Origin of the sequence: Microcoleus sp. S36b_A4 (assembly GCF_036700645.1) — a bacterium.
Lineage (GTDB): Bacteria > Cyanobacteriota > Cyanobacteriia > Cyanobacteriales > Microcoleaceae > Microcoleus.
Window position 1 is genome coordinate 1 of sequence record NZ_JAUBPI010000005.1, and the last position, 24,892, is coordinate 24,892.

A 24,892-nucleotide genomic window follows, 5' to 3' on the forward strand; every position below is an offset into this window, starting at 1 on the left:
AGCGGCGATGAATGATGACTATATGATGCAGATTCTCAAGTGCTTGTGTCAAGCCTGATTGAGATGCTCTTACCCTGGTAAAAATGCACGCAGCTACTCCCAGTTGCGAGTCTGCGTTGGGGGAGGAAACTGATATTATTGGAGATTTGATATTTGAGATTAAAGAAGTAGGAATAACGCATGATCTAAGGGTTTAGATCACCGGCCTAAAGTTGGATTCTTTTTTTAAACTGGTATAACTTACGCTCTAAATTTATGAACGTACAAATACTTATGGATGTTACCAACCTCACAATAAACTTTCGACATACTGCCAGCCGTCGTCGCTAAAAGTAGCTCTCAACATATCTCTAATTTTGGCATCGATCGATAATATTCCCTCGCCCGACTCACCATTCTCCCCGATTTCGCAACTGTCTTCAGACATATTTTCTTGGATGTGGGCCAGAGTATCGGCGAAATTAGCCAGAAAATAATGTTCGTGCACCCACGCTGTTGGATCTGGTATTGCTGCACTCCCAAAAGCTCGATCGACTAAATCTTTTTTGGCAACATCGTCAGTCTGGTTTTTCATGTTGAGTTCGATTTAGGTAGAACTGGTAACTTAATCCATTTTAAGCTTAATTGTCCACAGGAACGCGATCCTGATCGACCACAGCAGTGACAAATTTGTGTAGTTTGTGCGATCGCGATCCTAATTTTTTGGTCGATCGCGTGTTATCATTTTACCTCCCACTCGGTGGTCAATAATGTTCACATCGAGCAGAATACACTTGGGAATCATTCCGTGAACTCCTTTTTGAGGATTGTTGACAGCCTGCGTAATCCGAAAATTTACCGCGAGGGAACACAAAACATAAGCATCTTCCTCTTGGAAACCCGCAAACTTTTGTAACCAATAAACCGTCTGTTTTACCGCCATCTCAAACGCTTCATCTAATGTTCTACCAAATCCCATAATCACAATATGAGTGGGCGTTTCTGCAAACGGAAATATCAGAAATAAATCCTTGCGTAAGATGATTTGAATAGTCCCATTCATCGAAGTTTCAATGGCAGTACCGTCAACTTCACCGTCTCCTTGTGCCGAATGTCCGTCGCCGATGGACAGTAAACCGCCCCGCATAAAAACAGGTAAAAATAACCGCGTTCCTGGTTGGAGTTCCTGATTGTCCATATTGCCGCCGTAGCGCGCTGGAGGAATAGAAGAACGGTTGATTTCTGCATTGGCAACGCCGATAATGCCAAAAAAAGGATGCAGGGGAATCCGAATGCCGCTACCTGTGGGAAATTCAGCAGTTTTTTGCTCTAAATCTAGCGAAATAAACCGCAATTTAGGTTCGGGGAAATACTCAGGCAAAGCTCCCCATCCGGCGCGAATTGCATTAAATCCTACTGGCAAACTTGGGTAAACATCCTCAATGTGAATTTCTAAAACGTCTCCCGGTTCGGCATTGTTAACATAAATGGGGCCTGTCAGCAAGTGGGGCCCCGGCCCAACTTTGCGGTTGGGAGGCAAATTCTGACAAATATCTAAAAATTCGGGGGTGAGAAATTCCGGCGGCGCCTTGTCAGCAACATAATATCCTGAATAGGTTTCGATATCGATGCGATCGCCCGAATCCACCCTTAAAGCAGGTTCGATATTCGGAGAGAAACCGCCCAAGTGTACGGTTTTGCAGTTAGCCTTGAGAAGGTGGCGAGTCATGGGATTTTAGATTTTAGATTTTAGATTTTAGATTGAAGTAAGGGTGTTAAGAATGTTATATCGCAAGTCTCAAGCCTTTTTGAGAAAGATTTTTTTTAATGAACCGCAGAGGGCGCAGAGGGCGCAGAGAAAGAGAATTCAGAGATATAGCCTTTCTCAGTAACATGAGCTGTTTTTGGGCATTGGGCATTGGGCATTGGGCATTGGAAGAGTACCTTACTTTCCTGAGAACCGCTATAAGAAGATTTCCCAAAAGGATAAAGGTTTCTTTTATCGGAGATATTTTACTAATTTCTTAACTTTTTGATAACGTTGGTAGTTTAAAATTTAAAGTTGGTGGCGCGGGTTTATATGTATTTGGGGGGAGTTCTGTTTGGCTGGTAAAACCCACCCCTACAACTAATGACTAATGACTTATGTTAACGCCTTTGCCTAATACAGTAGAAACTTCTCAAGGTTATTCTCGCAATCCCTGGTTTTTTGGTCTTTTGATTTTGATTGTCCTATTGCTGGGTTTTATCATGCAATCTTACCTTAACAAACCTCAGCTTTTAAGCGATCCGTTTTTGCAACTTCCAACAGTAAACTCGGTGCGAGTTGTCTGGTTTACCGAGTTTGTTGGTACTCGCAACACTGTTACTTACGGCGAAAATTTGAATCAAACTGTGACGGCAAATACTACCAAGCTAAGCCGCACTCGCGAAGACAAAGACTCGCGCATCTCCGATGAAATGAAACAAAGCATAATTGACAGTAATCCAATTGTCCGCGACATCTGGCGCCACGAAGCAGAAGTCCCCAATTTAAGGCCCGGTGTTCCCATTCCTTATCGAGTCACTAGCGAAAGGAAAGATGGCGCATCTGTCAGCAGCAAAGTTTTCACTCTTTCTTCAAAACCAGCAGCAGGAATGCCGCTCAAAATCCTCCTCACTTCCGACCATCAATTGATGCCGATGACAGCAGCAAATCTCCAGAAAGTAGGTGAAACAATTGGCAAAGTTGACGCGGTTTTCATGGCTGGGGATTTAATTAATATACCCGATCGCGCTTCCGAATGGTTTGACGACTACCGAGGCCGGGCATTCTTTCCCGCTATGCAAGGGCGCGCATTTTCCGAACTGGACAAAAACGGCATCAAAACCGTTTACAGCGGCGGCGAACTAATCCAACACGCGCCTTTATTTCCCGCCATTGGCAATCACGAAATCATGGGCAGGTTTTCAACTACCAGCGCCCTCAACGACCAATTTAATGATCCTTTTCCCCGCGTGGCTGCCGAAAAAATATACGCTCAACGTGCTGCATCTTTGAATCCTAATAATGACTCTTCAGTGCGTGAAATATGGCTAAAAAACAATAGTTTTAATAGCGATACCTATGACGAGATTTTCAATTTGCCGGGCGAAAAGAATTACTATGCTGTGACTTTTGGCGACGTGCGGTTAGTGACTTTATACGTTGCGAATATCTGGCGGACTCCGAATTTAGATCCGGGTGCGAGAGGCAGGTATCGGGAACGGGACGAAGATTTTAATAATCCCGAAAAATGGGGCTACGGACAGCATATTTTTGAGCCGATTGTCAAGGGCAGCCCTCAATATAATTGGCTGCAACAAGAGTTAAAAAGTGCGGAATTCCAGCAGGCAAAATATAAAATTGTGATGTTTCACTACCCGCCGCATTCTCTGGGTGACAATATTGTACCTGCTTATACTGATCCAGCGCAAATAGTCGATCGCGCTCTCGATGGCGAGATTAAAATGGTGCGTTACGAGTATCCGAAACAGCAAGATTATCTGATTCGGGATGTAGTGCCGCTACTAGAAACAGCGGGCGTGCAGTTGGTATTCTACGGACATTCCCACTTATGGAATCGGTTTGTAAGTTCCAGCGGAATGCACTTTTTGGAGACTTCTAATGTGGGCAACAGTTACGGTGCTTTTGTGGGGGAAAAGCGCCGATTTGTGCCGCCGGCATATCGGGAAGATTACAGCGCTATTGGAGACCCGAACGGATTGGAACCTGTAGTGCCGACTGTTGCGCCTTTGTTGGGAGAAGACGGGCGGCCGCTGCCGTATATTGATAGCAATGATATTACTGCGTTTACTATTTTTGATACGGGCGAGGGTACGGTTAGCAGCTACTATTTTGATACGCGGAAACCAGAGTCGGAAGTGGTGAAGTTTGATGAGTTTAAGTGCGAAAGGTAAGGGCACGGCATTGCCGTGTCCCTACAGATATCTGAGTCAACTGAGATGTTGCACTATTCTCAATTAGCTATTTAGGAACAGGCAAGATGCCCGTTCCACAATAACATTGAGTTTTGTGGAACAGGCCTCTTGCCTGTTCTTAAGAATGCTGCAAGATGTAATACCAAGTTGCATTGTGATGTAGAATCTAGTTGAGGGTGATAAATGTCAAATAATTTGGAAATTTCCGAAAATATTCGGCTGTTGACTCAACCGTCTTATAGCCCCAAATTAATGCCCGTTGAACATCTGTGGGAAGATTTACGAGAAAACTACTTTAATAACCGAATATTCAAGTCAATGTCTAAGGTAGTCGATGAACTTTGTCATGGACTTGTCAATCTAGCATCTAATCCGGAACGCTTGCGCTCAATGACTTATTTCCCACATTTTAGAATAAGCTCTTTGAAAGCAACTTAGTATCAGCTTATACAACAGACCTACAATGTTCGCTGGAAAAAAAGTCGAGCTAATCGCTCACTGAAAACGTGTTAATACTTTGTTCAAACGTGGGCTTGCGCTCTTCAAATTCCTCAGCACTGGTAGAGAATGCAACAATCCACATATTGCTCCCTTGCTTAATCGTGTAGATTATCTGTTTGGCAGTTACACCGGAAATTGTTGCTTCTATCACGATCTGACCTGCCTGATAGCGGTCAAGCGACACTTTCTTCTGCTCCACGACACGAAATTCGCTGGGTAATTGTTTAGGAATCAGATCCAAGTATGTATCTATTGTCACTGTAGGTCCAACTGACTCTATAGCAATAGCGACATTACTCAGAAAACCTGCTTTACTAACCTTCGAGTCAAAAGCCCAGATGACGAATGCGGATGGATTCTGTTTGAGTGACTGAGCTACCTGCTGATAGTAGGGCCCCAAAGATTCCAGCTTCTGAACCACCACGTCCAGATATTGGCTGAGATCTCCGCCGCTATAACTCTCCGGTAACTGCAATTGTACACCGCGTCCCTCAAATTTTTTCCAACCTGGGATGGTGGTGGTTTGTGTGCGGACAAAGGGACTTGATGTTTGTTGAGAGGTTTGTGGCTGCTTGCAGCCTATGACTAGGCTTGGTAGCAACAGACAGAGTACCAGCAAAAAGTTTTTCTTATTCATGGAATTACGGTTTATACGCCAACTTGGTATCACTCATGATTGTACGTCTGAACGCAACTTGGTATAAGATTAAACTGAGATGTTGCACCCTGTTTAATTACCTGTTTAGGAACGGGTTCTCCGGCCCGTTCCACAAGAAAATTGAGTTGTGTGGAACAGGCATCTTGCCTGTGCTTAACAAAGGTGGAAGATGTAAGATTAAACCTTGTCTTTCGCAGGCGGAACCAAACCAGTTTTATTCAAACCCGCATCAATCTGCCTGAGCAATTTGAAATCATCTTCGGGTAAGGAATTAACAGGCGAGTGTTTTTCCAGAAACGAGAATGCTTGGCGAAATTCACGCGGCCGGGAGTCGATCGCACTATCGAAATGACAAGGTACAATTCTTTGAAAGTCCCAACTCGCCACTTTATCCACCCAATCGAGAGTTTCCCTCGGCGCGCGGTTGAGAATCAATGTCTGCAAAATCGGCGCCACAAACAAACGCCCTCCTCCCCGCAAAGCCTCAAACGATCGCACCCAATCTGTTTTCCACTTGAACGGATACAACCCGAAATAAGCTTTTCTAGAGCGTTCTGGCGCTTTGCGCGCCCTGGCAAATACCTCCGACCACGGCGGCACTTCCAGCACGCTGGGGCTAAAATACATGGCAAATAAGGAGATTCTCTGCCACCCTTTGCGCCGATTTTCGTGGGTGTCTGCCACCGTGTCCAAGGCGCTGTCTTTGGCGTGAAACAGCAGCGGGTACGAGTCGAGTTGGACGATCGCGGGCGGATTTTCGGGAATCGAAACTATGGAATCTGTTAACATCAGCGTGCGCGATCGTCTGTGAAATAACGCAACTTCTGCAAATTTGCCCAAACCAAGGTCGAGGGGGCCGAGAATTGCCCAGTCAAATTGATCGGCTAAGGGGGTGTTGCTGCTGTCAAAGGGCAGTACAGAGGTGCGTTTCGCCGGCAAACCCAGCCAACTCAGCGGCAAATTCACGGGGAAACTCCACTGCTGCGGGGCGACAAACACCTGCGCTTCAGGAAAACACCTCGCAAAGGGGCCGACAAAAACTTTGTGCTCGATGCCCGAAACCGTTGTCAGCAGGATGTACTTCACCTCGCCGTGCTCTGCTACTAACTCTTTTACCAAGCGGATGCACTCAGGAGTCGGTGCAACGGGGGCGTAGACGAGAAGGCCTTCAGGTTCTAGTTTAATTACTGTCATCCGAATCGGGACGACAACGTAGAAAATGCCTTGTAGTTGGTCAAAAGTCCAGATTGTATCCTTGACTATTTCCTTGCGGATGGTGCGCCGCTTGCTGTAGGGATAGAGGGGGACGACTGGCCAAAAGGCCCAAGAATAGTCCCTAGAATCAATCTGTGCTGATGTTGGTATGCCTTCGCCCTCTGCCACTGGTGCGACTCCTTGCCGATTTTTTTGTACGTGCGTGCGATCGAACTGTTTTTATCTTATTTCACTCCTGTTGCGCGGATTCGAGGAGTTGAAACCGGGTTTCACCAGGCCTGGGTGCGAGAACTATTAAACCAACTGTTCAGGATCAATGCCTAACTCCCGCAACCGCGCCGCTAGTCTTTCCTCTCGCTGTTGAGATTCTGTCAGTTGCTGTTGAGATTCTGTGAGTTGCTGTTGAGCTTCAATTACTTGCTGTTGAGATTCTATCAGTTGCCGTTCCGCCGCCGTTGCTCTTTCACCCGGACTCAAAATCAACCCTCCTTGGGCAGTAAACCACCGCAACCACAAACGATTCATACTCTTATAAGTGCCTTGCCACCAACCTAAACTCAACTGCAACTCAGGAATAAATAACCGCCCATCAATTAATTCTGCAGGTTCATAGTGACCTCCTACAAGATGAAAAGCTCGCAATTCATCCGTGTAGCGACTGAACACAAAATAGTAAGGAATCCGCAAAATTTGTTCATAAACTTGCCACTTAGTCGGCGGTTCCCCAGCTTGTTGAACAGTCCGCCCTAAATCTTCATCTTCAGTGCCCGGCGATAGCAATTCCACCACCACAAACGGATTTACCCGTTCTTGCCAAACTACATAACTCAAACGCATATCGCGCCCTTGATAAAGCCTTGGCACACCCACCGCAGCAAACCAATCCGGGCGTTTATGCCAGCGCGGTTGTGTTGCATCGTAATACAAATTTAGGTCACTGGCTGTAAAGACTTGTTCCGCATCCCATCCCGGCGGCAAAAAGGTGAATTCCAAGAGTTGCGGCTGATCTAAATGAAATGTATCGGGCAAACCGGGCTCCTTTGGGTCTTCGCTAGGTAAATCGTACATTGTTGGCAAACTCTGCCGGGGGTCTAAAGGCGGTTCAGCTTGAGCAGGCGGGTAAGTCGGGAATGTCATAATGAATTCTGAGGTTGCTTATCCTGATATGATTATAGCCTTGTGAGAATGTCTTGCATTTCCAAAGAATTCCCATTAACTCTCAATCTCAAATCTCAAATCAAACCTCCAAAATCGATATGACTCAAAACTACCGCATCACTCTTTTACCAGGAGACGGCATCGGCCCTGAAATTATCGCTGTGGCGGTAGATGTCCTGAAACTTGTCGGTCAACAATTGGACATCGGCTTTGAATTTCAAGAAGCTTTAATGGGCGGCGCTGCTATTGATGCAACAGGCAATCCGCTGCCAGAAGAAACACTGGAAAAATGCCGCAACTGCGATGCAGTATTGTTGGCAGCAATTGGCGGTTACAAGTGGGATAATTTGCCCCGCGAACAGCGCCCGGAAACGGGATTATTAGGACTGCGCGCCGGATTGGGATTGTTTGCAAATTTGCGTCCTGCGACTATTTTACCGCAATTGGTTGATGCTTCTAGTTTGAAACGGGAAGTTGTCGAAGGCGTGGATATTATGGTCATCCGCGAACTCACAGGCGGCATTTATTTCGGCAAACCGAAAGGTATTTTTGAGACGGAAACAGGCGAAAAACGCGGTGTCAATACGATGGCTTACACCGAGTCGGAAATTGACAGAATCGGGCGAGTTGCTTTTGAGACTGCCAGGAAGCGGGGGAAAAGGCTGTGTTCCGTTGATAAAGCGAATGTTTTGGACGTTTCGCAACTGTGGCGCGATCGTATTATTGCCCTTTCTTCCGAATACCCTGATGTCGAACTTTCTCACCTCTATGTTGACAACGCAGCCATGCAGTTAATTCGCTGGCCGAAACAGTTCGATACAATTGTCACAGGCAATTTATTCGGCGACATTCTTTCCGATGCGGCGGCGATGCTAACTGGTAGTATTGGGATGCTCCCTTCTGCTAGTTTGGGAGCAAGCGGGCCGGGAGTTTTTGAACCCGTGCACGGTTCCGCACCAGACATCGCCGGACAAGATAAAGCCAATCCCATCGCCCAAGTTTTGAGTGCGGCAATGATGCTGCGCTACGCCTTAAATCAGCCGGAAGCTGCTAATAAAATTGAGCAAGCCGTTGTCGAAGTTTTGGATCGAGGTTATCGCACTGGTGATATCATGTCGGAAGGCATGAAACTCGTTGGCTGTCGGGCGATGGGCAATGCTTTAATTGAAGTTTTGCAAGGTTGATCGAATGGCATTGTAGGGACGAATTCTTACTGCATTAGTGTCAAGCTAAAGTTAAACGTAGTATCAGTCTTCTGTGTGAGTCACCATCCTCTGGATCCCCCCTAACCCCCCTTAAAAAGGGGGGAACTGGAAGCACTCAAAGTCCCCCTTTTTAAGGGGGATTTAGGGGGATCAAGACTTCGATACAAACGAGAGAGATACAGGGTTTTAGTCTTAAGTTGACACACATAGTTCTTACTCGTTCCCAGGCAGATCCCGGTAACAAGAAACCAGTGCCTACAGGAATTGGGGTTTAATGTTTCGCAGTCAAAAGCTTGAATTGCTCGGTATCAATGCGACTTGCTCGATACAAAACTTCAGCAATTTCCGAAAGCGCTAGCACAGAATGTGCGCGATAACCGTTGGCCTGCATCTTATCTTTGACTCCCTGTTCGTGGTCGATTAATACCACGATATCTTCCACATTCAACCCAGCCGATTTTAACTTAGCCGCGCCTTCCATCACGCTTTTGCCACTAATCAAAATATCATCGACTACGACAATCGTTTCTCCTGCCTGAAAATGCCCCTCAATTAATTTGCCTGCACCGTAAGTTTTCACCTCCTTGCGCGGGAAAATCATCGGGCGTTCCATCCGCAATGCTAAACCCGTTGCTGTGGGTAAAGAACCGTAGGGAATTCCGGCAATGCGATCGAATTTTAAATCCTTGAGAATGTCTGCATAAGCGCTGACAATTTGATGGAAAATCTGCGGAATTGAGATAATTTTCCGCAAGTCGATGTAATATGGAAATACGGCGCCGGATGCTTGTACGTGGTCGCCAAAAACTACGCAGCCGATGTCATAAAGTTGCAAGATTAAATCGCGGTGAGGTTCCGGTTGCAAAAAGCAAACATCGGGCAGCCACAATTCGCAAGTGGGACTACCTTCGATCGCCCGCACCCTCTGTTTATTAATACTATCCCGCAGTTTCTCAATTTCTCGGTGCGGCTCTTTCCCCGCTAATAAACTTGGGGGGACTGGCAGCAGCAAACCGTCACCATTTGTGCTTAAACCGGCCGCCAGCAGTTGTGCGAGGTCGTTTTCTTCTGTGAGGTCATTTTCTTCGGCGATGTCTCCTTCGACTAAAATTAGGCGTTCAGGAGCTTCTTTGCGGATGCGGGCTAACATATCCGGCATTACTCCTACTTCTAAACCGAGTTTTTCGGGAGTTCCCCAAGTTTGAGAGAGTCGGACTAATTGCAAGTAAAAAGGGTTGTTTGGCGTCGGGTATTCTTGCACAGCCGCCGCTGAGGGGTTTGCGGTGGCACAGAGCACAAAAACAGTTTTTCCGGCGTATAACAAAAATGGCGCTACTTGGTCGAATCCGGGATAGGGACTTAAGGTAATAGCGTCAACTCGCCAGTCTTGAAATACAATTTTGGCAAACACTGTGCTGGTATTTAAATCGCAGTGTTTGGCATCTAAAATTACTGGCAGGTGAGGGGGAATAATTGTTAAAATTTCTTGCAGCAATGCCCAACCGGGAATACCGAGAGATTGGTAAAAACCGAGGGTGATTTTGCAGGCACAGATTAAATCGGCTGTTTGGTCGATCGCACTTTTTAGCTTTGACAACAAATCAGTTACAAAAGTTTGAGTCTCTTCCCCAGTCATCGAAACCAGCGCGGGCAAGGTTTCCGGGTCGGGATCGAGGGCTAAATACAGCAAACTTTGATTGGTTTCAACAGCCGCTAACAGTTTATCGAAAAAGTCGGTTCGTTCCGTCATAATTTGTTAGGAAGGTAAGGGGAATTAAAAAAATTGCAGATCAAAGTGAAAGGGGTGTTGTGCCGGAAGAAACCGATCCCCGTTGAAATTGAAATTAAGAATCTTTTAAGATTGTAGAATGTAAAGAGCAGGAAATCTGTAACTTTGGGAGCAGTTTCATGGGGAATGATTTTCGAGTTGGCTACACCAGTGATTTCACCTAAGCCGCAGCAAATCAATTAGTTGCGGTAAACTAACCAGTGTCCGGGCGGCGATTTTATCGGCATTCCCCTGCAGTACGCTAGTTTAGCAAATGCGAATTAGCAAGGGGCAAGTTTGAGCGGGGCTTCTTGGCGGCAAGCTAATTTACAAGGCGCTAATTTTACTCAAGCTAATTTAATCCAGAGCCCGTTTGAGGGGGTTAATCTAAAAAATGCTACCGTTGGAGGTATTATTTGGGTTGACCAAGAATTTCAAAGGTGGTACAAGCCCCCGCATTTATCCGTGGAATCAATCGAAAATCGAAAATCCTCAAGCCCCCGCATTTATCCGTGAAGTCAATCTAAAATCTAAAATCTAAAATCTAAAATCGATTGACGGTAGTATTAAATAGAAGCAGAAGCTAAAGCAATGCCCGCCTTAGATTAGGGATAGTAATAAATGATCGGTACGATCGACTTTACGATTTGGGACGAGTTGCTGCAACGCTACGTTGACGATTTGGGCCGCGTCAATTATCGGGGCTGGAAAGCTGAGGGGGCCGATGTTTTGAGGGCGTGGCTGGAAAGTTTGGCGGATGTGGATTTGGCGGATTGTAGTGATGCGGATGCGCGGCTGGCGTTGTGGCTGAATGCGTACAATGCGATCGCAATTTCTCAAGTTCTGGAAGTATATCCGATCGCATCCATCCGTCCCAAAATTTTGGGAATTCCCAACTGGCTGAGTTTTTTGGATTTTTTCACTCGTTCAAATACGATTATTGGCGGCAAAAAGTACAGTCTCAATCAAATCGAACACGCAATTTTGCGGCCGGAATTTGCGGAACCGCGCATCCATTTTGCATTAGTTTGCGCTTCTGTCGGGTGCCCGCTGCTGCGCCGGGGGGCTTATTTCCCCGAGTCGGTACGGACTCAACTAGAAGCGGATGCGAGCCGTTTTATTCACAATCCTGATAAGGTGCGATATGATGCCGAGAAAAAGACGCTTTATTTGAGCAAGATTTTTAAGTGGTACGGCGAGGATTTTGTAAAGGCGGCGGGTTCGGTGGCTGAGTATGTGGGCGGTTATTTGGGGCCGGAGGCGGCTGTGGGTGATGGATGGGCGATCGTTTTTTTGCCTTACGACTGGAATTTGAATCGGGTTGATGGATAAAATTTGCGCCTAGGGGTAGGTGTTTTTTTGAGGGAGTAATTTTTTTCGGCTGTCGTTACCCCTTCAAATTGCCAGATTCAACAGGGCGATCGGATGACTCCGAGGCGATCGACTGTGACCAGGTGAGAGGCGATCGGACTGCTGGCACTGGCAAGGGTGAAAAATGCACCATCTGGCGGGGTCTAGAGGGTTTTAGGGTGATTGGATGGCTGGCACGGTCAACGCTGGCAGAATCGCACCACAGGCACGGCTCGCACTGTCTAGCAGTCGGAGCGGTGGCAAGGTGGCAGGGTCTAGCGGAAAGGTCGGAAAGGTCGGAGCGGTTGGAGCGGTGGTAGTCTAGCTTTTTTGTGTTAGACCTTCAGACGTAAATGGTTGATGTTTTTTTAAATGTGGCAGAATGGAGAAATCCGCCCTGATTCAGATGATTCAGACGTTTTTTACAGTTTGCAGTGTGAAAAAGGGTTTGATGTCTGACATATTTGTTAGAACAGCATTCTTGAGTTACAAAAGGTAACGTAATTATGTCTATAGAAACTTGTACAAACTGCCAAAAACAATTTCATTTAATCTATGAATTTATGGAAGAGCCTGTTTGTAAAGAACATGAGAAATACTGGTGTCCGTACTGTAATCATCAATATATGAAAGTTATTCGTGGTGTGTTTTCGACTGAAAAAATAGATGGTGAAAAACCAGAGGATGAAAAACCATAGGGTGAATGATAGTTATGCGGTTCTAGTGGTTTCACCCTCTATTTCAGGAAATTACTGAAATAAAAAACCATCTTCATTTGATAAACGATATTTGACATTACAAAAGGTGAAAACAGAAATGAAAATTATAAAAATTATTCATGCTAATACAAAAATTGAGATAGAAGCTGAAAAAAAATCTTTTTCTTTCAATAGATATAACATACAGGATTTTTTGACACGAGAAGAGGCAAAAATTATAGAAAAAACTCAAAAACAAATAGAAGCTATTTTTGCTGAACGAAAAGATAAATCTAATCCTATTGTCATTGGTTTTTTATCGGGTTTTTTCGACCATAATGATAAGATGGTTGATGCGAGTCTTAACGCCTATGATAACTTATCATTTAAAACTCAAAAAGAACGTCAAGAACAATTTTCTAAGCTTGTTATAAAGAATACTATTTCAAGTATTTTACCAGACCTTAATAACCAGATGGAAAAAGTGGAAGTTATATCGCTTGATATGGCTAGACAAAAATATCCTAGAAGTCGCAATCTTTCAATTGGTACTTATACTTTACATCCCCGTGATGGTTTACGTTTAACTCGTCTTGAACACTATCATAAAAATCTAGCTTTGGAAAAGGATGATGAGTTAATCGTCCTTCTCGGTCGGATGGGAGCTAAGTCTTTAAAAATTATGGAGATTGATAATGCACAGAAGTCAGGCACTATCAATACCGGGGTAGATACAGTTTTAGTTGATGCCAAGGGAGGTGTAAACTTTTCTAGTGAATTTGAGAAAAATAAAGATTTAGTTGTCAACTTTGAAGGTAATCATGTTGATATAGATGCGAATTTATTAGAAAATTCTTTATGGTTTTCTGATGACAGTAAACTTATTTCTATATTTGAGAGCAGACGATTTAATCTTAATAAAATACAAGAATACACTTTAAGAAACACTTATACAGAAACATTTGATTTTGATTTTAATTTAGCAGGTCGATATTTAACAAATCAAGTTGATTTGAACGGTGAATATCAATCAATTAGTAAAAAAGAACGATTTTTTCATATAGAATTTGGAAAATAGAAATAAGTGTTAAACTCATTTTATGTAAGTTAGGAAAAAACTGTATGATTGAGTACATTGTATTGACATCTTCTCTTTCTAGACTAGATAACGATGAAATAGTACAAAAAGAACGGATTATTATAGAAGTTGCAAGATACAATTTTGATTTGGGTTTGCAATTAGAAGATAAGGTGATAATGAGAGATATTACATACGGAGATAATACATTTTCTTTTACTGGTTCTGTTGTTGATGTGTTGAAAGTTATAAAACAAGACAAACTAAAAAGTCATAAAAACGATAACGATATATTCAGAATAGAGGTCACTGTAGAAATTGATAATAAAGAATTGGAAACAGTTCGAGATATTATTAGTGAGAAATTTGTAATTTTTGAAAAAGTCAAAGCCATTGTTGCCGAGGAGCTACAAGTCGATCCATGTGAAGTCACAATCAACACTGACTTTTCGCTGAATTCAAAGCCTTATGTTTTTTCTTACTCTAGTAGCTGCATGAGTGATGGTGACTCGAATGCGTTAGACATAGTTATGGCTATTAATGAGGAATTTGACGTGGAAATTCCATATAGTATATATGGTTTTTCAGAAAACATAAGAACAGTCAAACAGGCTGTTGATTACATTTTTCAAAACCTTAAAGTAGTTATTGCCTGCCCAAAATGTTCTCAAAAGCTACGTACCCCAAGTAATTTAGGAAAATTAAATTTAACCTGTCCTAAATGCAAGCATAGTTGGTCGTTTGTTCCCAAGTAAGGTTATAGCTTTTTTGCTTCATAGATGAATGCTAACCAATTAGCTATCGATCCGCCCTTAAACCTCTCCACTCAAAATCCGTTGAACCGTCAAACTTAGCTGTGGAAACATCGGAGATACGATCGCCTCTCCATCCCGAAATACCCCACCCTCAACATATTGCCCCTCCTCAAGCCGCAAAACCGTCACCAATTCTTCTATTGGATCGATAACCCAATACTCTGCAATGCCCCGCGCTGCGTACTGAGCTCGTTTGCGATCGTAATCCCGATCCCTGCCCACTCTACCCGGACTCACTACCTCCACAACAAACCGAGGAGGCAGCATATCGAAAGTGATAGTTAGCCTGGTTGCTGTCAGCGGAATGTGTTCAGGTTCCAGAATTATCAAATCGGGGTAGCGGTTGGCCGCATCTCCCGATCGCAAAACGGCAACTTGAACCTCGCAATTATGCGTTTTAATCAGTCTGAGTGGCACTAGCCCGCTGCTAGCAAGATAGAAAAATAGATAATTAGCAATGAAATTATTAGGTTCAGATTCTGGTGGCAAAGCTATTAACTCCCCATCAATTAACTCATAGCGTTGACCCGTATCATTTGAGTAATTAAGGTACTCGTCAAAAGTTAATTTTTTAGAGTGAGCTTGTACCATAATATTACATTCCTTAATTTATTCGTTCCTTTCTGCTGGGAGTTTGTTTATGTAGAAACGGTTTCAACAGCCGAAGGATATCAATCAAAACTGCTGTGCTAGTTCAGCAGGTGTCCCAGCCTCCATCGACAATCAACCCACAAGTGACATATTAAAAACTATCACAGTTCAAATCCTCTGGAATATAAACAATGATTTCAGATAAATTTCGGCGCGAGTTGCGAGAACAAGCCAAACTCTGGCAAGCAGAAGGACTCATCGACACTTCATTCTACCAACAACTTTCGGAACGCTACCAATTCAACACACTCGAAACCGCCTCCCGCAACCGATTCCTCAGCATTCTCATGAGTCTCGGCGGCATTCTCCTCGGTATAGGAGTCATCACCTTTGTAGCGGCAAACTGGCAAGTTTGGTCACGCGAAGTGAGAGTTGCACTGCTGCTAAGTCTTTTCGTAGCAGTCAATGCAGCAGGTTTCTATCTGTGGCGAATTCCCCCATCCCGAAGCAAAAACTCTCATCCCAATATGCCCGCAACAAAAGGGCGAAACAAACTCCTAGGTGAAGGATTGTTGCTGTTAGGAGCTCTAATTTTAGGAGCAAATATGGCATTGATGGCGCAAATGTTCCACATTGGCGGTTCTTCCTACGGACTTTTCCTTGCTTGGGGAATCGGCGTGCTCGGAATGGCTTACAGTTTGCGGTTGACTTCCTTGGGCGTTTTGTCCGCACTTTTAGTTGGTTTAGGCTATTGGGTTGCCGGGTTAGATTGGTCTTCCAAAGTCGAGTTTTCTTGGCTGGAACTTTTGGTGCGGCAAATGCCGATCGCAGCCAGTATAATGTTTGTGCCGCTGGCTTATTGGTGTCGATCGCGTGCTATTTTTGCCATAGGTGCGATCGCGATAATTTTTTCCCTACAAGTTTCTATCGTCCAAGGATTAAATCTAACCTGGGCTGCTGCAATTTTTTGTGCTTTACCGCCCGCTTTGCTGTGGGGATACGACGACGCAATCTGGCCACAGGTACGCCGCAAGCTGTTTCAACCTACCGCCCGCAGTTTAGCACTGCTGTTTCTCGCCAGTTTATTTTATTTTCTTTCTTTCCACTGGTTGTGGCAAGATTCGCCGAATCCTGCGCCAACTAAGCCGGATTGGGTTTTGCTGGCAAATGTGGCTGTTTTGGGCGGTTTCACGCTGTTTGAGTGGCTGCGCTTGGGACGTTTGGAACTGCGGCGGCCGAAACAAAAAGGAGGGGATTTGACCACAGGTGCGATCGGCATTTTAATTCTCGCCAGCGCCTTAATACCGCTTATTCACTTCAATTTTACTCCCCTTCCTCAATTAGCAACTTTTCTGTTCAATGTTTTATCATTTTTGCTCGCTGTCGGCTTAATCCGAGAAGGTTTAGCATTAGGAAACCGCCAGACATTTTGGGGAGGTATGGTATTAATCACCCTGCAAATCATCAGCAGAGTCTTTGAATATAACACAGGATTGTTGCTCAAATCTTTTGTATTTGTTTTGTGCGGAATTGGCGTAATTGCAGCGGGTTTGTGGTTCGAGCGCCACTTCGCAAAAATCCCCGATTAATAGGAGCATTCTACTATAGTGCGATCGTCCCCCTTGCACTGCACTCGGAAGATGATTATGCCGATTCAAAGGTCAACGATATTATTCTGCGAACCAATTCCCAATTCCCAATATGAACACCGAAAATCCAGATTTAACACCTCCAAGTTCCGAAATAGCAAATACCAGCGCTAATCCCCCATCATTCACCCTTCCCCCGGAAGCAAAACGCCTTCCCGCGTGGCGAATGTGGGTTCCTTTACTTTTGCAAATCGGACTAATTGCCGCCGTACCCGCCACCGCAGTTTACACTTTTATTACTGGCAAAACAGTTGTCCTGCAAACAGCACCAGTAGATCCTTACGACTTTTTGCGCGGATATTACCAAGTTTTGAGATATGATATTTCCGATCTCACAAATCTCCAAAAACTCCCCGACTGGAAAGATTTACCTACCGAAAAAAAGCCTTGTCCGCCCGGAATTGTTTGTCCAAAAAATACGCACAATCTCAAACCACAAACCAGTTTTTATGTAATCTTAGAAGCCCCAAAAGCCGCGACTAATCCGGGGCGCCCCCAAGCCTGGAAACCCGTCCGCGTCAGTCGAGAAAATCCCGTTAATTTGCCCGCCAATCAAATCGCAATTAAGGGCAAATATAACGGTTGGCAAATGGAATACGGCTTAGAAACTTATTATATGCCAGAGGATGAAAGGGAAAAAGTCAATCAGGACATTAGCGAAGCTCAAAGGAAGCAGCGACAATCTTTTTTGGTAGAAGTAAAGGTTGACAAAACAGGCCATGCTGTGCCTGTAAGTTTGTGGGTGCGCGATCGCAATTATCGATTTTAGCTGATATCTCGCACCATTGTCAGCAACAGGCTTTTCGGCCTGTTCCACAAGAAAATTTATATTTTGTGGAACAGGCCGAAAAGCCTGTTCCCAAACAAGTGATTGAGAATGGTGCAACATATGAGTTTTAGCCAAAAAGGGCAAAAGGTCGATCGACCTTTTGCCCTGGTTTTGAGTATTTTAGCTTAGGGATGGGGCCGAGGTGCGGCGATACCCTACCGCAACGGGCCCGCAGGCGCGATCGGGATAGCTTCCCTCGCGCCGACATTTCAATTGCCGACAACCCAGGAGAATCTATTAAGATATATAAGACTTGTGCAAATCTTGCCAGTTCAAGGGCGCAAGTCATGACTCTACTGGAGCTTCTCATGTTAGCCGAGCTAATCTCAGCCAGACGAATACTCAAGACCAAACTCCTCGACTTCTTAGGACTTCCCGAAAATTGCCCAGACCAAACCGATCATCTCGTCAACCGAATTGTATCCCTCCTGGAAGCAAATCCCGCCGAACAAGAAAGATTTTGGGAGACTTTCAAAAGTGAATTAGCCGTCGATCCTGCTGAATTAGAAGCAATACTCAAGTGTTCGCCAGCAGAACGCCAGCAGTGGATTGAACAAGACAAACTCCCTATTTTAGAATACCGCTCTTTCCGCAAATCAGGAATCCATCTAGAATATCCCGTTCACGACAGAAGATTCATCTTAAGTCTAACGCCAACCGATATTAATAATTGGCGCAAAGAACCCAAAGGGCTGATTAAAAATAATCGCGAAATACCCACCCCAATCAATACAGAAACGCCTGAAGAAAACGAACTATCACGAGTAGCTTTTAGTTCCGAGTGGGAAAAAATCATAGCCGACTGGAAAGAACAAGGTTCGGAAGAAATTTCAGCAACCTTCCAGCTAGCTTACTGGACTGTTTGGGCGTCGCGCTGGGCCAAAGAAAATCAGCTCAACAGCTTTAAAGCAATTAAATATAAGGAAGTCTACGAAACTCACCAGCAGGAATGGTATCAGCGAAAAAATCAAGCAGTCAAGTTACTGATTGAAATGCCCTACGCCATGCTTTACTTCTACCGTCCGGCTGATTCTGACAAATTATATCTTGAACTGTGCGACGACCACCAGGAAATGATGAAAGATGCCTACTATTGGGATAAGTGGGACTTTTTTTATCAGAACCGCAAATTGGTAAATAAGTGCCGCGAATGCGTGTACTCCGACATCAAAGATTATTACTCGCTTTACTACCTAGAAATCAAGAGCGACAAGTTTCCGGATTTTAGTTTTTCTTTCCACACGCCGTACCCAATCGGTAGAAAATTTTTGCCGCATCCAGAAACGCTGCCTTATGTAGACCACGTAGAACAGGACGGCATTTTTCGCTTTGGCCGCCCGCTGCTGGAACAAGAGAAAGCTATTCACACAGAAAAGGATGTATTGCTCAAGTTTGAGGCAGCTTTGGCAGAAGCGAAAAAGTTTGTTTAGTCATTAGTCATTAGTCATTAGTCATTAGTCATTAGTCATTAGTCATTAGTCATTAGTCATTAGTCATCAGTCATTAGTCATTAGTCATTAGTTATGAAGGATTAGCGATGAGTAAAAATTCCTTATTTTAAAAGTAAGAATTCAGCAGTGTTTAGTCAATAATTGGCGCGTCCATTACTAATGACTAATGACTGCTGACTAATAACTGCTGACTAATGACTTTTGAACTTGGATTACTTGAATGCTGCCGCCAGCATAAAGTTTTGGTTGTTGAGCTTCTTCGGAATTGTACGATCGCCATTCTACCTCTGCCAACAAACTCCCCAAGTCAGTTTCAGTCTCAAACAACCACAAAAATACAGCCAACCCTGACCTAAATACCGGATTTGTATGCCGATGAATATCTACCAAAATGAATAGACCACCGGGCTTAAGCACGCGGTATACTTCCTGAAAGATTTGTCGCAATTGCGCCCGTTGCATTTCGTGCATCGCAACGCTGCTGTGTACTCCTGTCAAACTGACAGTCGGCAAAAGCTTTTAAATAATTATTGGCTGATGGTACATTTTTCGTTGGCCGTTGCAGAGATAATGGCCAAGCGTCAAGTCCTGTGACATCCTGGAAATATTGCACCAGAAATTGCTTAGTTTGACCGCTACCGCAGCAACCGTCTAAAACTTTAGTTTCGGCGCTGACGGTCAAATTTTCCCAGGCTAGTTGACTCAAACGAGCTTGGCCACCTACGCTCAAAGCAGCCAGACGCGCGATCGCAATCCTAGAGACACTGATACCGATAACTTAAATCTCTAAAAATTGTTGCCATAGTCAAAATTATGTATACCTTGCTATCGACTTAAGATATTATTAAGTTATATGATAAAGATAAGTAACAGAACTGAGACGATGGGAGAGCTGTAACCGCTATGGGTCGTGTGGGAGTATTGCTATTAAACTTGGGCGGGCCAGATCAAATCGAGGATGTCCGTCCTTTCCTGTTCAACTTGTTTGCTGACCCGGAAATCATTCGCATTCCGTTTCCGTGGATGCAAAAACCGCTCGCCTGGTTGATTTCGACCCTGCGCTTTCAAAAATCCCAGGAAAACTACCGCCAAATCGGTGGCGGCTCTCCTTTACGGCGGATTACCGAGGAACAAGCCACTTCGCTGCAAGAACTCTTGCAAGAAAAGGGACAGGATGCTCGAGTATACGTGGGGATGCGCTATTGGCATCCTTTTACTGAAGAGGCGATCGCCAAAATTAAGCGCGATCGCATCGAACATTTGACAATCTTGCCGCTGTATCCTCAATTTTCCATCAGCACCAGCGGTTCTAGCTTCCGGCAGCTAGAAGAAATGTGGGGCAAAGATCCTGCCCTCAAGGATATACAATATACCGCCATTCCTTCTTGGTATCAGCGGCCTGGTTACATTCAGGCAATGTCGGAATTGATAGCCCAACAACTAGACCACAATCCGAATCCCGATCAAGTTCACATCTTTTTCAGTGCCCACGGCGTCCCCCTCAGCTACGTAGAAGAGGCTGGAGACCCCTATCAGCGCGAGATTGAAGATTGCACTCGTCTGATTATGGAACATTTGAACCGATCGAACGAACACACTCTAGCTTATCAAAGTCGGGTTGGCCCGGTGGAATGGCTCAAGCCTTACACCGAAGACGCCATTACCGAATTGGCAGAGAATGGAGTCCAAGATTTGTTGGTCGTTCCGATTAGTTTTGTTTCCGAACACATCGAGACTCTGCAAGAAATTGACATGGAGTATCGAGAATTAGCAGAAGAATCGGGGATTCAAAATTTCTACCGAGTGCCCGCCCTGAATACTCATCCGGTGTTTATTGAAGCCTTGGCTGATTTAGTCATCGAGTCGATCGAATCTCCCAGCGTTAAATTCTCCGATGTTATACGCCCTTCCAAGACAGTGAAAATGTACCCTCAAGAGCAGTGGGAGTGGGGTTTGACCACGGGGGCGGAAGTCTGGAACGGTCGTGTGGCGATGATTGGTTTTGTGGCACTATTGCTGGAGTTAATTACGGGTCAAGGCCCGCTACACTCGATCGGATTGCTTTAAATTGACAGTTGACAGTTGGCAGTTGACTGTTGACTGTTGACTGTTGTTACACATGACTAATGATATCAAATCCGTTGGGATCGGAATTATTCATCTCTTCCTTCTCTTCCTCAGCGCCCTCTGCGGTCTCTGCGGTTAAATCATTCCGAAACAACCGTAAATCCCACATTCCGCAGGTCTTAACATTAATTGGAGATTTTTGGGTAATAAATGGCTGTAATTCTTTGTCTACAAGCCTTTTATTGATATGTAGAAATATGAGCTTTTATTAAGGAGTGTTTCTTTGTTCTCAATAGTCATTAATTATCGAGAATATGTTGGCAATTAAATTTCTAGGATGACGTTTTCTCGTCAACATATTTTTGACTATGTTAAGAAGTGCGGAATGTGGGGTAAATGATATGACTAATTACAAATAACTAATTACTAATTAATCAGGATCGCGCTTGCGGCGGCGGGGATTTCCCCTATCGCCCGGTATTCCCTGACTTCTGTACCAGCGATACCACTCTTTAGAACTGCGAATTGCCAGCCACAGCAGCATCATCGCCACTAGCCCTCCCTGCCGCGGTGCGTCAAAGGCAAACAAAACCAAGGAAATGCACAGAACATCTTGGAGGAAAATCACCCAAATCGGCAAACCCCGCAGCCGATAAAACCATCCTGCTTGTACCAGTTGCAGCACTAAAGCCAACAAACCTCCGACAATACCAATTATCCACAGCATCCAAGGGTGAGCAATAATTTCCTCGATCGAACTTACCTGAGCGATCGCAATTCCCATAATTGCTCCTACAATGGGGCTGAAAATAATTTGCACAATTTGCAGTACCCGCTGTCCTACAAAGGTTTTAGAAGCAAATAACTCTAACAGCGACCAACTCACCAAGATGGTGATAGCCACCTGGGGGGGAACCCCCGACAATAGAGGTATTTCAGACCAAAGTTTGTCAATCCGCAACAAACCAATTAACAGCAGGGGCAGGGCAATTCTCATACCCCCTGCCGCAGACGCAGAGAGTGCGGCTAGGAGTCCAACCATAATAATAATTCAGTTTCTAACGTCAGCTAAAGCCTCGATCTATTTCAGAATTTAATTCCCCTGATGGCTGGCTATGATTTGAGCTATCGAACTCAAATTGAGGCTTGAGCTTAAATATCACCTTCTATTGTAAGTGTATCTGCTTAATCCTGCTTGGCACTGCGATATTGTCGATCGACAATATCGCAGTTGACTGTTAACTGTTGACTGTTGTCAGAATAAAGGAGGCAGCATTCAACCAGGATTGTGATTAAATTAGCTTAAGCACCCGAATCCTTCTTCTCTCTGACAACAGTCAACTAACAACAGTCAACAGTCAACTAACTTCTTATGTCTGAATCATTATTTGCCGATGCCAGCCGCCGATTAGAACGAGCCTTAAAATATGTGTCCCTTTCCGAGGATACGATCGAACGGCTGAAACACCCCAAATCCAGTTTAATTGTATCGATTCCCGTGCGGATGGACGACGGTTCCCTACGAATTTTTCAAGGTTATCGGGTGCGCTACGACAATACCAGAGGCCCGTCTAAAGGAGGAGTGCGCTATCATCCGGGAGTATCCCTGGATGAAGTGCAATCCTTAGCATTTTGGATGACTTTTAAATGTGCAGTTTTGAACTTGCCCTTTGGAGGAGCCAAGGGCGGAATTACTCTCAATCCCAAGGAATTGTCCAAACTGGAATTGGAACGGTTGAGCCGGGGCTATGTCGATGCGATCGCAGATTTCATCGGCCCCGATGTCGATATTCCCGCGCCGGATGTCTACACCAATCCCATGATTATGGGTTGGATGATGGATCAGTACAATATTATTAAGCGGCAGCTTTCTCCAGCGGTGGTCACTGGAAAACCAGTGACAATTGGCGGCAGCTTGGGCAGAGATACGGCAACAGCAATGGGTGCTTTTTTTGTAGTACAAACTATTCTACCCAAATTTGAGCTAAATCCTCAAGATACAACTGTAGCGGTACAAGGTTTTGGTAATGCAGGTGCCGAAATAGCTGAACTGCTCTGGAAAGCAGGTTACAAAATTGTTGCTGTCAGCGATTCCCAAGGGGGAATTTATGCTAAACAAGGGCTGGATATCCCCAGTATTCGAGGCTTTAAAGACTCTAACAAAGGTATCAAAGCTCTTTACTGTGAAGGTTCTGTTTGCAATATTATCGAACACGAAATCTTGACAAATGAACAGCTTTTAGCATTAGATGTAGACGTGCTGGTTCCAGCAGCTTTGGAGAATCAAATCACTGAAGCGAATGTTAATGATATTAAGGCTAAGTTTATTTTTGAAGTAGCTAACGGGCCGATTGATTCTGCTGCTGATTTGATTTTAGAAGCGAGGGGAATTCAGGTAATTCCTGATATTTTAGTCAATGCGGGAGGCGTAACTGTTAGTTATTTTGAGTGGGTGCAAAATCGCAGCGGACTTTATTGGACGCTGGAGGAGGTCAACCAGCGGTTGAAGCATAAAATGGTCGAAGAAACTGAGGCAATTTGGAAAAAATCTCAGGAATTTTCAGTTTCCATGAGAACTGCGGCTTACGTGTACGGGTTAAATCGACTCGGAGAAGCGATGAATGCGAAGGGAACGCGGGATTATTATGTGAACGGTTGAGGGAAGTGCGGTAAGATTGTGCGATCGCACAATCTTACCGCACTTATTCGAGAAAAGTGCAGTCTACGAACCGACTTGGCAAAACTTGGCTTGGAATTGGGGAATTTTAGGTTTGCACGCCGCAGTTTATTTAACCGCCACTGTGCTGTTGCAGAAGCAGAAAGATATTTTTAAATAACGCACGATGGGTCGTTGGTCCGACACCGCCCTGAAAGGCAGATCAATTTTTTGGTATAATTACTTCCATGCCAAGACAAGACATCTATCATGATTGCGTCAAAAATGCTTTAGCCAAAGAGGGCTGGGAAATTACAGACGATCCGCTGACAATCGAATTTCAAGACCTGCGTCTCTATGCGGATTTAGCAGCAGAGAAGCTATTCGCTGCTGAAAGGAATCACCGAAAAATTGTTGTAGAAATCAAAAGCTTTACGAGTCCTTCCTTAGTTTCCGAACTAGAAAAAGCTGTCGGACAATACAATATATACCGAGGCTTTTTGAGGCGGCAGCATCCCGAAAGAGAAATATATTTAGCAGTACCTCAACAAATTTATAAAGGATTTTTTATGCGTGTTTCTATTCAAACGATCCTCCAAGACCAAGAAATTAAGTTAATTGTTTTTAATGCAAGTTCTGAGGAGATAGTACAATGGATAAGCTAGAAAACTATCGGCAGATAGTTCAAAAAATTGTAGCCGTTCACGGACAGTATAAATCCAGTCAGCCAGAAATTGAAAGTCTGACAATTTGCGATCGACAAAACGATAACTATTTATTGATGGGTGCAGGATGGAATCAAACTGGCAGAGTTCACAATATTGTTTTGCACCTCCGCCTTCGCGAAGGGAAGATTTGGATTGAATGGGATGGGATTGAAGAAGGAGTGACTCAAGAATTGCTAGAAGCTGGAGTTTTACCAGAGGATATCGTGCTGGCTTTTTATCCTCCTGAAATGCGCGTTAATACCGGGTTTGCAGTTGCTTAATATCAAACCAAATCCGAGTCTAATACTCCTTGTCTCTGTAACGACAGTTGTCAAAATGGGAGACTACAGCACAGAACCGGAAACCAAAGCAACGCGAAAACCGATGTCGTTGTGCGGACGTTCGCCCGCTTCCTGGTACGATAGGCACTGCGGCAAAGGATCGCATTGTTGAGCCAAGAACTGCCACGCAGCACCCGGCGATCGTCTGTGCCAGCTTCCCAGGAATTTCATCTGAAATTGCACCTCTTATCATGTTGCTATTAGTTACAAATTTAA

The 24,892-nt window shown here is 44.5% G+C and carries 27 protein-coding genes; 16 read left to right on the forward strand and 11 right to left on the reverse strand.

What is annotated here, in order from left to right; translation table 11 throughout:
* Positions 1–289 precede the first annotated feature (289 nt).
* Both QUA03_RS02695 and QUA03_RS02700 read right to left on the reverse strand, forming a co-directional pair.
* Entirely contained in the window at positions 290–574 is a 285-nt protein-coding gene (locus QUA03_RS02695; protein ID WP_333209451.1) for a hypothetical protein, read from the reverse strand.
* Positions 575–694: 120 nt separating this feature from the next.
* On the reverse strand, positions 695–1,708 hold the full coding sequence (locus tag QUA03_RS02700) for an acetamidase/formamidase family protein (protein WP_333209453.1): 1,014 nt from the start codon (positions 1,706–1,708) through the stop codon (positions 695–697).
* 416 nt (positions 1,709–2,124) lie between these two features.
* On the opposite strand from QUA03_RS02700, the gene QUA03_RS02705 reads away from it, so the two are divergent.
* Complete coding sequence (locus tag QUA03_RS02705; RefSeq protein WP_333209455.1) at positions 2,125–3,918, forward strand: metallophosphoesterase; 1,794 nt, start codon at positions 2,125–2,127, stop codon at positions 3,916–3,918.
* Positions 3,919–4,426: 508 nt separating this feature from the next.
* Here QUA03_RS02705 and QUA03_RS02710 read toward each other — a convergent pair.
* From QUA03_RS02710 to QUA03_RS02720, 3 genes are all read right to left on the reverse strand, one after another.
* Positions 4,427–5,077: a hypothetical protein gene (locus tag QUA03_RS02710; protein WP_333209457.1), complete on the reverse strand. Its 651-nt coding sequence runs from the start codon at positions 5,075–5,077 to the stop codon at positions 4,427–4,429.
* A 198-nt stretch (positions 5,078–5,275) separates the two neighbouring features.
* Positions 5,276–6,481, reverse strand: coding sequence for a DUF4336 domain-containing protein (locus QUA03_RS02715; RefSeq protein ID WP_333209459.1), 1,206 nt, complete (start codon positions 6,479–6,481; stop codon positions 5,276–5,278).
* Between the two features lie 126 nt (positions 6,482–6,607).
* Entirely contained in the window at positions 6,608–7,450 is an 843-nt protein-coding gene (locus tag QUA03_RS02720; protein WP_333177029.1) for a Uma2 family endonuclease, read from the reverse strand.
* Positions 7,451–7,569: 119 nt separating this feature from the next.
* Here QUA03_RS02720 and leuB point away from each other — a divergent pair, with 119 nt between their 5' ends.
* Positions 7,570–8,655 carry a 3-isopropylmalate dehydrogenase gene (gene leuB / locus QUA03_RS02725; protein WP_333043089.1) on the forward strand — a complete coding sequence of 362 codons (1,086 nt, stop codon included), beginning with the start codon at positions 7,570–7,572 and terminating at the stop codon, positions 8,653–8,655.
* Positions 8,656–8,947: 292 nt separating this feature from the next.
* On the opposite strand, the gene QUA03_RS02730 is transcribed toward leuB, so the two are convergent.
* Positions 8,948–10,426, reverse strand: coding sequence for a bifunctional orotidine-5'-phosphate decarboxylase/orotate phosphoribosyltransferase (locus QUA03_RS02730; protein ID WP_333209461.1), 1,479 nt, complete (start codon positions 10,424–10,426; stop codon positions 8,948–8,950).
* A 315-nt stretch (positions 10,427–10,741) separates the two neighbouring features.
* Between QUA03_RS02730 and QUA03_RS28935 the strand changes: the two genes are divergently transcribed.
* The 6 genes from QUA03_RS28935 to QUA03_RS02755 all read left to right on the forward strand — a co-directional run bounded on the left by QUA03_RS28935 (position 10,742) and on the right by QUA03_RS02755 (position 14,325).
* The gene (locus QUA03_RS28935) at positions 10,742–10,960 is read left to right on the forward strand and encodes a pentapeptide repeat-containing protein (RefSeq protein ID WP_445304831.1); all 219 of its coding nucleotides are present in this window, start codon (positions 10,742–10,744) and stop codon (positions 10,958–10,960) included.
* A gap of 105 nt (positions 10,961–11,065) precedes the next feature.
* On the forward strand, positions 11,066–11,776 hold the full coding sequence (locus QUA03_RS02735; RefSeq protein ID WP_333209462.1) for a DUF547 domain-containing protein: 711 nt from the start codon (positions 11,066–11,068) through the stop codon (positions 11,774–11,776).
* A gap of 68 nt (positions 11,777–11,844) precedes the next feature.
* The gene (locus QUA03_RS02740) at positions 11,845–12,114 is read left to right on the forward strand and encodes a hypothetical protein (RefSeq protein WP_333209464.1); all 270 of its coding nucleotides are present in this window, start codon (positions 11,845–11,847) and stop codon (positions 12,112–12,114) included.
* A gap of 186 nt (positions 12,115–12,300) precedes the next feature.
* Complete coding sequence (locus QUA03_RS02745; RefSeq protein ID WP_333209465.1) at positions 12,301–12,492, forward strand: hypothetical protein; 192 nt, start codon at positions 12,301–12,303, stop codon at positions 12,490–12,492.
* 118 nt (positions 12,493–12,610) lie between these two features.
* On the forward strand, positions 12,611–13,570 hold the full coding sequence (locus QUA03_RS02750; protein ID WP_333209467.1) for a hypothetical protein: 960 nt from the start codon (positions 12,611–12,613) through the stop codon (positions 13,568–13,570).
* A gap of 44 nt (positions 13,571–13,614) precedes the next feature.
* On the forward strand, positions 13,615–14,325 hold the full coding sequence (locus QUA03_RS02755) for a hypothetical protein (RefSeq protein WP_333209469.1): 711 nt from the start codon (positions 13,615–13,617) through the stop codon (positions 14,323–14,325).
* Positions 14,326–14,382: 57 nt separating this feature from the next.
* On the opposite strand, the gene QUA03_RS02760 is transcribed toward QUA03_RS02755, so the two are convergent.
* Complete coding sequence (locus QUA03_RS02760) at positions 14,383–14,976, reverse strand: Uma2 family endonuclease (protein WP_333209471.1); 594 nt, start codon at positions 14,974–14,976, stop codon at positions 14,383–14,385.
* Positions 14,977–15,167: 191 nt separating this feature from the next.
* Here QUA03_RS02760 and QUA03_RS02765 point away from each other — a divergent pair, with 191 nt between their 5' ends.
* The 3 genes from QUA03_RS02765 (at position 15,168) to QUA03_RS02775 (ending at position 18,884) form a co-directional block, all read left to right on the forward strand.
* Positions 15,168–16,565 carry a DUF2157 domain-containing protein gene (locus QUA03_RS02765; RefSeq protein ID WP_333209472.1) on the forward strand — a complete coding sequence of 466 codons (1,398 nt, stop codon included), beginning with the start codon at positions 15,168–15,170 and terminating at the stop codon, positions 16,563–16,565.
* Between the two features lie 112 nt (positions 16,566–16,677).
* Positions 16,678–17,394 (forward strand): GDYXXLXY domain-containing protein, encoded by a 717-nt coding sequence (locus tag QUA03_RS02770; protein ID WP_333209473.1) that lies wholly within the window; start codon positions 16,678–16,680, stop codon positions 17,392–17,394.
* Between the two features lie 368 nt (positions 17,395–17,762).
* Entirely contained in the window at positions 17,763–18,884 is a 1,122-nt protein-coding gene (locus tag QUA03_RS02775; RefSeq protein WP_333209474.1) for a hypothetical protein, read from the forward strand.
* Between the two features lie 198 nt (positions 18,885–19,082).
* Here QUA03_RS02775 and QUA03_RS28940 read toward each other — a convergent pair whose 3' ends face one another.
* Positions 19,083–19,418, reverse strand: a complete 336-nt coding sequence (locus QUA03_RS28940) for a class I SAM-dependent methyltransferase (RefSeq protein ID WP_445304798.1) — start codon at positions 19,416–19,418, stop codon at positions 19,083–19,085.
* 390 nt (positions 19,419–19,808) lie between these two features.
* Between QUA03_RS28940 and hemH the strand changes: the two genes are divergently transcribed.
* Positions 19,809–20,972, forward strand: a complete 1,164-nt coding sequence (gene hemH / locus QUA03_RS02785; RefSeq protein ID WP_333209476.1) for a ferrochelatase — start codon at positions 19,809–19,811, stop codon at positions 20,970–20,972.
* 46 nt (positions 20,973–21,018) lie between these two features.
* On the opposite strand, the gene QUA03_RS02790 is transcribed toward hemH, so the two are convergent.
* Together QUA03_RS02790 and QUA03_RS02795 are read right to left on the reverse strand one after the other, a co-directional pair.
* Positions 21,019–21,141: a hypothetical protein gene (locus tag QUA03_RS02790; protein WP_333209478.1), complete on the reverse strand. Its 123-nt coding sequence runs from the start codon at positions 21,139–21,141 to the stop codon at positions 21,019–21,021.
* A gap of 261 nt (positions 21,142–21,402) precedes the next feature.
* The gene (locus QUA03_RS02795) at positions 21,403–22,014 is read right to left on the reverse strand and encodes a DUF4126 domain-containing protein (RefSeq protein ID WP_333209479.1); all 612 of its coding nucleotides are present in this window, start codon (positions 22,012–22,014) and stop codon (positions 21,403–21,405) included.
* A 330-nt stretch (positions 22,015–22,344) separates the two neighbouring features.
* On the opposite strand from QUA03_RS02795, the gene QUA03_RS02800 reads away from it, so the two are divergent.
* From QUA03_RS02800 to QUA03_RS02815, 4 genes are all read left to right on the forward strand, one after another.
* Positions 22,345–23,631, forward strand: coding sequence for a Glu/Leu/Phe/Val dehydrogenase (locus QUA03_RS02800; protein WP_333209481.1), 1,287 nt, complete (start codon positions 22,345–22,347; stop codon positions 23,629–23,631).
* Between the two features lie 16 nt (positions 23,632–23,647).
* Positions 23,648–23,809, forward strand: a complete 162-nt coding sequence (locus QUA03_RS02805; RefSeq protein ID WP_333209483.1) for a hypothetical protein — start codon at positions 23,648–23,650, stop codon at positions 23,807–23,809.
* A gap of 67 nt (positions 23,810–23,876) precedes the next feature.
* Positions 23,877–24,293: an element excision factor XisH family protein gene (locus QUA03_RS02810; protein ID WP_333209485.1), complete on the forward strand. Its 417-nt coding sequence runs from the start codon at positions 23,877–23,879 to the stop codon at positions 24,291–24,293.
* A complete protein-coding gene (locus QUA03_RS02815) occupies positions 24,281–24,616 on the forward strand; it encodes a XisI protein (RefSeq protein WP_333209486.1) in 336 nt (111 codons plus the stop codon). The genes QUA03_RS02810 and QUA03_RS02815 overlap by 13 nt, the downstream gene beginning before the upstream one ends.
* A 63-nt stretch (positions 24,617–24,679) precedes the next feature.
* Here the strand turns inward: QUA03_RS02815 and QUA03_RS02820 are convergent, their stop codons facing one another.
* The gene (locus QUA03_RS02820; protein WP_333209487.1) at positions 24,680–24,847 is read right to left on the reverse strand and encodes a hypothetical protein; all 168 of its coding nucleotides are present in this window, start codon (positions 24,845–24,847) and stop codon (positions 24,680–24,682) included.
* Positions 24,848–24,892: the final 45 nt, after the last annotated feature.